The 8,056-nt window shown below is 37.1% G+C and carries 9 protein-coding genes; 4 read left to right on the forward strand and 5 right to left on the reverse strand.

Annotation, left to right across the window (positions count from 1 at the left end; translation table 11 throughout):
* Nucleotides 1–38: 38 nt before the first annotated feature.
* The 5 genes from EWZ81_RS00710 to ligA all read right to left on the reverse strand — a co-directional run bounded on the left by EWZ81_RS00710 (nucleotide 39) and on the right by ligA (nucleotide 4,273).
* Nucleotides 39–794, reverse strand: a complete 756-nt coding sequence (locus tag EWZ81_RS00710) for an ABC transporter permease (protein WP_165548636.1) — start codon at nucleotides 792–794, stop codon at nucleotides 39–41.
* Nucleotides 794–1,495, reverse strand: coding sequence for an ATP-binding cassette domain-containing protein (locus tag EWZ81_RS00715; protein ID WP_165548638.1), 702 nt, complete (start codon nucleotides 1,493–1,495; stop codon nucleotides 794–796). Before EWZ81_RS00715 ends, EWZ81_RS00710 begins: the two co-directional genes overlap by 1 nt.
* Nucleotides 1,496–1,545: 50 nt before the next feature.
* Nucleotides 1,546–1,755, reverse strand: a complete 210-nt coding sequence (locus EWZ81_RS08380) for a hypothetical protein (protein WP_231630374.1) — start codon at nucleotides 1,753–1,755, stop codon at nucleotides 1,546–1,548.
* Nucleotides 1,756–1,799: 44 nt separating this feature from the next.
* Nucleotides 1,800–2,132 carry a hypothetical protein gene (locus tag EWZ81_RS00725; protein WP_165548644.1) on the reverse strand — a complete coding sequence of 111 codons (333 nt, stop codon included), beginning with the start codon at nucleotides 2,130–2,132 and terminating at the stop codon, nucleotides 1,800–1,802.
* 170 nt (nucleotides 2,133–2,302) lie between these two features.
* On the reverse strand, nucleotides 2,303–4,273 hold the full coding sequence (gene ligA / locus EWZ81_RS00730) for an NAD-dependent DNA ligase LigA (RefSeq protein ID WP_165548646.1): 1,971 nt from the start codon (nucleotides 4,271–4,273) through the stop codon (nucleotides 2,303–2,305).
* Nucleotides 4,274–4,345: 72 nt separating this feature from the next.
* Between ligA and EWZ81_RS00735 the strand changes: the two genes are divergently transcribed.
* From EWZ81_RS00735 to EWZ81_RS00750, 4 genes are all read left to right on the forward strand, one after another.
* Nucleotides 4,346–5,287, forward strand: coding sequence for a chemotaxis protein CheW (locus EWZ81_RS00735; protein WP_165548648.1), 942 nt, complete (start codon nucleotides 4,346–4,348; stop codon nucleotides 5,285–5,287).
* A 34-nt stretch (nucleotides 5,288–5,321) separates the two neighbouring features.
* Complete coding sequence (aspS, locus tag EWZ81_RS00740; protein WP_165548650.1) at nucleotides 5,322–7,055, forward strand: aspartate--tRNA ligase; 1,734 nt, start codon at nucleotides 5,322–5,324, stop codon at nucleotides 7,053–7,055.
* Nucleotides 7,056–7,071: 16 nt separating this feature from the next.
* Nucleotides 7,072–7,647, forward strand: a complete 576-nt coding sequence (locus EWZ81_RS00745) for an adenylate kinase (RefSeq protein WP_165548652.1) — start codon at nucleotides 7,072–7,074, stop codon at nucleotides 7,645–7,647.
* Between the two features lie 24 nt (nucleotides 7,648–7,671).
* Nucleotides 7,672–8,056, forward strand: a 385-nt coding sequence (locus tag EWZ81_RS00750) for a glycosyltransferase family 25 protein (RefSeq protein ID WP_165548654.1), incomplete at its 3' end; no start/stop codon positions are given.

The following is an 8,056-nucleotide window of genomic DNA, read 5'->3' on the forward strand; positions in this document are numbered from 1 at the left end:
GAGCCATTAAACAATTGATAAATGGTGGGACTAAGTGTTTAACGCATGCGTTCTCTCGGTATTAATAGCATGCGATTAGCGCTTAGTAAAAAGAGGGTAATGCCACAAACAATGAAAAGTGTTGAAGTTATCAGTATTAGTATAGGGTCAATTCCTTGAAAGGACTTTAGTAAAAGTTGGTTAAATTGGTAAAAAACAGAAGTTTTGATAAATAACTGACCAATACTAGGTAGATAGTCTAGAGAAACAAACACATTACAAGACATTACTGCGTAGAGATTGATAATGTTGGCAAATCCTAAGATACTTTGTTCATTTTGAAAGATTTTAGCGACAAAAATGGCTAAACAAAAGCAAAATAATGAGCTTGAAAAAATGCTAATAAATCCAAAAATGAGTGTTTTAAAATTCAGGAGAGCAATGATATTGAATGCATAAAAAGAAGTGCAAATAAAGACAAAAGCGTATATGATTACAACGATTAATCTTGAAGCAATGAGTGCAAAAGTTATTTGTTTGAAAGTTGCTGGTGATAGTGCATAGAATAAGAAAACATTATGCGATCTAGAGCTTGCTATAGCTTGTGTAAGACCAAAGATTGCACTAGAAATAATGAGTAGTCCCATTAGACCTATGATGCTATTAAAGTAAAAAATTTCAGTAGTATTTTTTGAAAAGATAAAAACTAACAATAAGAGCATCAAAATAGGATAGATAAAAGTCCAAAATAGCGCGCTTGTATTAGTAAAATAAGATTTAATTTCAAGTTTTAAAATAGATAAAATTGCATCCATTAAATATCCTTTAACAATGCCAACAAGTCTTTTGCACTCAGTTTTTCTTTAAGACCAAAAGTTATAGCTACAGATTTTAATATGGAATCTAAAGGTTCATATTTGGCAATGTTGCCATTCTTAAGGAGCAATACCCATTCGCAACTATCTAAGACAATAGGATCATGAGTGGCGATGATACTTGTAAGTTGCTGGGTATTGCGTAGCTTAATAAGGTTTGATAACTTTATAAGAGCGTTTTGCTCCAAACTAGTTTCTGGTTCATCCATAATAACTAATTGTGGGTGATGGCTAAGAGCTAAGTCAATTTTTAAGCGCTGTTTTTGTCCGTCGCTTAGGTGTTCGTAGGTTTTATTTAAAAGATTTTTTTCAAACAAATCTAGAGTGCAGTTTTTATAAAAAAACTGATAGAACTTGAATAAGTCGTTTGCGTTTAGTCCAGGTGGGTAGTTGAATAGGTTAGAGACAACTCCCAATTGCTTGCGTTGTGGTATAACATTGTCGTGGTATGGAATATTATTGTTTTGTGCTTTAAAATTATAGTCTGATCTAATGCCTAGAATAGTGTTGATAAGCGTTGATTTTCCAGCACCATTTGTGCCAATAATGGCTGTACTAGTATGACTTTTAAATGAAAAATCTTGTATATTTAAAGCGTTTTTAAACATGGTTTTTGGGTGTATGCTGATGTTAGAAATCATAGAATCCCCTTAATAGAAATGATTTAAAATCCCATTTAATGTTATTATATTCAAATGATAGTTTTATTGAGTGCAGTATTGCTAAAAAATAACTGATATTTGTTAAAACGAGCCAAAAGCGTTACTGACAGATACGATTTAAGCGAGTGGAACGATTTTAAAAAGCACTCCAAACTCTCAAAAATAGACAGAGCCAAGGCTTTGAATAAAAAGATCAATAACCTTAAAAAACCAAAGGAACGGAGCTTTTGATTTTCCATTCTCAAAACCCTAAATACCCTTTCGTTTTTTGTCCGTTATTGGTTTATGGGTGTTTTAACATATAAAATTCCAACGCTTTTTCAAAGAGAAGCGATCGATTAGGAAAACCTTTCTCTTTCATGTATTCATCCACTTTAGCCATAAAACTGGGCGAAAGCAAAACGTTGTGATTGATTCTTCGCTCTTTACTTGTTTTTTCTTCGTATTCTATCTCTTCTATTTCGGCTAACAAACTGGGCGAGAGCGAAATGTTAAAACTGCTCCTTCGTTCGCTGCTCACTTTTATTTCTGCTTCTAATTCGGCTAATTCGGTTAGCAATTTTTTGCGTTTGGCTTGTAAAGCCTGAATGGTTGTGTGCACTTTATGGTGTTCCATCATTGTTCCTTAAAATATCTTTATTTTTCGCATTCTACTATAAAATAGGATTTTGTGAGTAAATTCATTAAGAATGAAAATTGGAATTTTTCTTTAGAATTTAAATGGGTATTAAACATAAAATCTTAAAACAAATGGTAAAGGATCTTGATTTTAATAAGCGATGATTTTTAATCCAATTCCTTAAGGCGTTTTAACAATTCTTCTTCATTCAAAACGCTCACGCCATGTTTTTTTGCCAGAGTGAGTTTTGAGCCGGCGTTTTCTCCAACGATTAAAAAATCGGTTTTAGCGCTCACGCTTGAAGCAATTTTTGCCCCTAAATTTTCTAACATTTGAGCGTATTCTTGCCGTGGTTTAGAAAGCGTGCCGGTTAAAACAATCGTTTTATCACTGAAAACAGAAGAGCTTTTTTGCTTTTCTTCAGCCGTATCGCTACTTTTAGGGTTTAACAAATCAAATAACGATCGGATAAATTCCTGATTACTCGCATAAAAATTGACTAAAGAATGCGCCATTTCCACCCCAAAGCCTTCCATTTCTAAAAACTCGGCTTCGCTTTTTTCTAACACATTTAAGCCGTATTTGGCTAGCGTTTTACTCGCTCCCTTACCAATATGCTCAATCCCTAAAGCGTTGATCAAACGCCATAAAGGAGGGTTTTTGCTCTTTTGGATAGCGTCTAATAGATTTTGAGCTTTTTTGATTTTGAATTTGTCTAGCCGCATTAAATCTTCTAATTTTAAAGCATACAAATCCAAAGCGTTAACAATGAGTTTTTCTTCAAAAAGTTGCTCTATGACTTTATCGCCCAAGCCTTGAATGTTTAAAGCGTCCTTAGAAGCGAAATGAATCAAGCTTTCTTTCAACCTTGCCGGGCAATTAAGGTTTTGACAATAAGTAAAAATCTCTTCGCATAAAAGCTCATGCGAGCATATAGGGCAAACTTTGGGGCGCATGATTTTTTGTTGCGAGCCGTCTCTGTAAGTTTCTAAAGGTTTGATGATTTTAGGGATCACATCGCCGCTTCTAATGACAACGACCCTATCATTGAGCATGATATTCTTTTTTTCAATTTCAGAATAATTGTGCAAGGTCGCTCTATTAATCATAGCTCCAGCAATTTCTACAGGCTCTAAGAGAGCGACCGGCGTGATTGCCCCGCTGCGCCCCACTTGGTTGATGACTCCTATGATTTTGGTGTGTTTTTCTAGAGCCGGGAATTTATAAGCGCAAGCGAATTTAGGGGATTTTTGCGTGTAGCCTAGCTCCTTTTGAATATTCAATTCATTCACAACGATCACCATGCCGTCTAAAAGGGCGAAAAAGCCCTCCCTTTCTCTAATCAGGGTGTGGTAATTTTCTTCTATTTCTTGGTGGTTTTTATTTAGGCTTAAGTATTGAATAGCGCTAAAACCTAACGAGACGATAAAATCCAAACACTCCTTAAAGCTTAGGAAATTTAAAGAATGCTTGCCCACGCCCCAAGGAATGAATTGCAATTTACGCTTTTTAGTGATTTCGCTATCAAGCTGTCTCAAACTCCCTGATGCGGCGTTTCTAGGGTTAGCGAATAGGGGTTCATTAGCGTCTAGGCGTTCTTTGTTTAAAGCGTCAAAATCCTTTTTAGAAATGATCACTTCGCCCCTGATTTCTATTTCTTCATTATAAGCGATAGAATGGGGGATATTAGCGATGTGTTTAGCGTTGTTGGTAACAAGCTCCCCTTCTAATCCATTACCCCTAGTGGTCGCGCTTATTAGCTTGCCATGTTGATACAAAAGATTGAGCGAAACCCCATCAAGTTTGGGCGAACACACGAATGAAGCGTTAGGATAAACTTTTAAAATGCGTTGCAACCACGCCTGCAATTCATTTTGATTGAACACATCATCTAAGCTCCACATCCGCATTAAATGGGGGTTTTTACTGAACTCATTGGTGGCAGTAGCCCCCACTTTTTGGGTAGGGGAGTTAGCCTGAATGCGATTAGGGTTTTCTTCTTCATAAGCTTTTAATTCTTGGTAAAGTTCATCATAGACCGCATCGCTTACGATTGACTCATCAAGGTTGTAATAATGGTGCGATAGGGTGTTTAAATATTCAATTCTTTCTAAATATTCTTTTTGGCTTTTTATCATTAAAAACCTTTTAAACTAAATTAGGGTAGTATTATAACATTTAATCTTTGATAGGGCTTTAGGGGAAAATAGGTGGTAAAAGATATTGACAAAACGACTTCGTTGCACTTGAACAACGAAGCGCAATTTCTGTGTTTTAGATTAGATGCAGAAAAAGACGCCCAACTTTATGGCATGAATATTTTTAAGATCCGAGAAATTATCCATTATGATGGGGAGGTTACAGAGATTCTTGGAGGGAGCGATGGCGTGATGCTTGGGTTTCTTAGCGTTAGGGGCGAGTCTATCCCTTTAGTGGATGTGAAAAGGTGGTTGCATTATAACGCTAATGATCCGAGTCGTGATTTAACAGAATGCAGCGTTAAAGATGACCATAATTTAGTGATCGTGTGCCATTTTTCTAACCATTCCATCGCTCTAAAGGTTTTAAAAATTGAAAGGATCATCCATAAAAATTGGACTGAGATTAGCGCTGGGGACAAACAAGGCATTAATGAAGAGGGTAAGCTTAGCGCTATTACTCGTTTTGATGAAGAACGAGTGGTGCAGATCTTAGATGTGGAGAAAATGATTAGCGATGTTTTCCCTAGCTTGAAAGATTTAGATGATTTGACTTTGCGTTGCATAGAAGCCATTCAAAGCCAAAAACTCATTTTAATCGCTGAAGACTCTCTAAGCGCTCTTAAAACCTTAGAAAAGATCGTTCAAACTTTAGAATTGCATTATTTAGCCTTTCCAAATGGGAGGGAATTGTTAGATTATTTGTATGAAAAAGAACATTACCAACAAGTCGGCGTGGTCATTACGGATTTAGAAATGCCTAACATTTCAGGGTTTGAAGTGCTAAAAACCATTAAAGCTGATAGCAGAACCGAACATCTTCCTGTGATTATCAATTCGTCCATGAGCAGCGATTCTAACCGCCAATTAGCCCAATCTTTAGAAGCGGATGGTTTTGTGGTAAAATCTAACATTCTTGAAATCCATGAAATGCTTAAAAAAACGCTTTCATAAATTTAATTTTTGTTTTAATTTAAAGGGATAAAACATGCGAAGTCATTTTTGCACAGAAATTAGTGAAAAAGATGTGGGTAAAACCATCAAAGTGGCCGGGTGGTGTAACACTTATAGAGACCATGGAGGCGTGGTTTTTATTGATTTAAGGGATAAAAGCGGTTTAGTGCAACTAGTCTGTGATCCTAGCTCTAAGGCTTATGAAAAGGCTTTAGAGGTTAGGAGCGAATTTGTGCTAGTGGCTAAAGGAAAAGCGCGTTTAAGAGGGCCTGGTTTAGAAAACCCTAAACTAAAAACCGGTAAAATTGAAATCGTTTTAGAAGAGTTAGTCATTGAGAATAAAAGCGCTACCCCACCGATTGAAATCGGCAATAAAAGCGTGAATGAAGATTTGCGCTTGAAATACCGCTATTTGGATTTACGCTCTTTGAATGCTTATGAAATCTTTAAATTGCGCAGTGAAGTGGCTTTAATCACTCGTAACACTCTAGCCCAAAAGGGCTTTTTAGAGATTGAAACCCCCATTTTGTCTAAAACTACGCCTGAGGGGGCTAGGGATTATTTAGTGCCAAGCAGGGTGCATGAGGGCGAATTTTTCGCACTTCCCCAAAGCCCGCAATTGTTCAAACAGCTTTTAATGGTGGGGGGAATGGATAGGTATTTTCAAATCGCTCGCTGCTTTAGAGATGAAGATTTGAGGGCGGACAGACAGCCAGAATTCACGCAAATTGATGCGGAAATGAGTTTTTGTGATGAAAATGATGTGATGGGCGTGGTGGAAGATTTGTTGCAAGAGATTTTTAAAGCGATTGGGCATACTATTTCTAAACCTTTTAAACGCATGCCCTATAAGGAAGCGATGGAAAATTACGGGAGCGATAAGCCGGATTTACGCTTTGAATTGCCTTTAATAGAAGTGGGGGATTGTTTTAGGGACAGCTCAAACGCTATTTTTTCTAATATCGCAAAAGATCCTAAAAACAAACGCATCAAAGCTTTGAACGTTAAGGGGGCTGATGCGCTTTTTAGCCGCAGCGTTTTAAAGGAATTAGAAGAATTTGTGCGCCAATTTGGGGCTCAAGGTTTGGCGTATTTGCAGATTAAAGAAGATGGGATTAAAGGGCCTTTAGTTAAATTTTTGAGCGAAAAGGGGCTTAAGAATATTTTAGAAAAAACTGGTGCAAAAACTGGGGATATTGTCTTTTTTGGAGCCGGGGATAAAAAAATCGTATTAGATTACATGGGGCGCTTGCGCTTGAAAGTGGCTGAAACGCTTGATTTGATTGATAAAGACGCTTTGAATTTCTTATGGGTAGTCAATTTCCCCATGTTTGAAAAAACCGAAAACGGCTATCATGCCGCGCACCACCCTTTTACGATGCCTAAAAATATAGAATGCGAAGATATAGAAGAGATTGAAGCGCATGCGTATGATGTGGTGCTTAATGGCGTGGAGCTTGGTGGGGGGAGCATAAGGATTCATAAAGAAGAAATGCAAAAAAAAGTCTTTGAAAAAATCAATATCCATGAAGAAGAAGCGCAAAAGAAATTTGGCTTTTTACTAGAAGCGCTAAAATTTGGCGCTCCTCCTCATGGGGGCTTTGCGATAGGCTTTGATCGCTTGATCATGCTAATGACAAAATCTAGTAGTATTAGAGATGTGATCGCTTTCCCTAAAACGCAAAAAGCTTCATGCTTATTGACGAACGCGCCTAGCCCCATTAATGAAGAGCAACTAAGAGAATTACACATTCGCTTGAGAAAATAATTTAAAAGGATACGATATGAAACAACTATTTTTGATCATTGGAGCCCCAGGGAGTGGTAAAACCACTGACGCAGAGCTTATCGCTAAGAATAACAGCGAAACAATCGCTCATTTTTCTACTGGGGATTTACTCAGGGCTGAGAGCGCTAAAAAGACTGAGCGAGGCTTATTGATTGAGAAATTCACTTCTCAAGGCGAATTAGTGCCTTTAGAAATTGTGGTAGAAACGATCCTTTCAGCGATTAAAAGCTCTAGTAAAGGGATCATTTTAATTGATGGCTATCCCAGGAGCGTGGAGCAAATGCAAGCTTTGGATAAGGAATTGAACGCTCAAAATGAAGTGATCTTAAAAAGCGTGATTGAAGTAAAAGTGAGTGAAAACACCGCTAAAGAAAGGGTTTTAGGGCGCTCTAGGGGGGCTGATGATAATGAAAGGGTGTTTCATAACCGCATGCGGGTGTTTTTAGACCCCTTGGTTGAAATCCAAAATTTCTACAAGGCTAAATGTTTGCATAAAGTTATCAATGGCGAAAGAAGCATTGAAGAAATCGTGAATGAAATGCAAAAATATATTTTGTCTTTTGCGAATTAAAATGCGTTCCAAAGAGAATGATCTGTGATTGGTGTCTATATCATTTCTTTAAAAGAAAGTCAAAGGCGTTTGGATACTGAAAAACTCGTTTTAGAATCCAATGAAAAATTTAAAGGTCGTTGCGTTTTCCAAATCTTTGACGCTATTAGCCCTAAACACGAAGATTTTGAAAAATTACTTCAAGAGCTTTATGACGCTCAAAGTTTATTGCAATCTGATTGGTATCATTCTTATGTGGGTGCTGGTTTGACTTTGCCTGAATTAGGGTGCTATTTAAGCCATTATCTTTTGTGGAAAGAATGCGTCAAATTAAACCAACCGGTCGTCATTTTAGAAGATGACATAGCGCTAGAGTCTAATTTCATGCAAGCCTTAGAAGATTGCTTGAAAAGCCCTTTTGATTTTGTGA

The organism is Helicobacter pylori (assembly GCF_011140715.1).
GTDB classification, from domain to species: Bacteria; Campylobacterota; Campylobacteria; order Campylobacterales; family Helicobacteraceae; genus Helicobacter; species Helicobacter pylori_DA.

Coding starts and splice junctions, on each gene's coding strand:
- EWZ81_RS00715 (WP_165548638.1), bottom strand. CDS start 1,495: ATGATTTCTAACATCAGCATACACCCAAAAACCATGTTTAAAAACGCT.
- EWZ81_RS00710 (WP_165548636.1), bottom strand. CDS start 794: ATGGATGCAATTTTATCTATTTTAAAACTTGAAATTAAATCTTATTTT.
- EWZ81_RS00745 (WP_165548652.1), top strand. CDS start 7,072: ATGAAACAACTATTTTTGATCATTGGAGCCCCAGGGAGTGGTAAAACC.
- EWZ81_RS00725 (WP_165548644.1), bottom strand. CDS start 2,132: ATGGAACACCATAAAGTGCACACAACCATTCAGGCTTTACAAGCCAAA.
- ligA (WP_165548646.1), bottom strand. CDS start 4,273: ATGATAAAAAGCCAAAAAGAATATTTAGAAAGAATTGAATATTTAAAC.
- EWZ81_RS08380 (WP_231630374.1), bottom strand. CDS start 1,755: ATGGAAAATCAAAAGCTCCGTTCCTTTGGTTTTTTAAGGTTATTGATC.
- aspS (WP_165548650.1), top strand. CDS start 5,322: ATGCGAAGTCATTTTTGCACAGAAATTAGTGAAAAAGATGTGGGTAAA.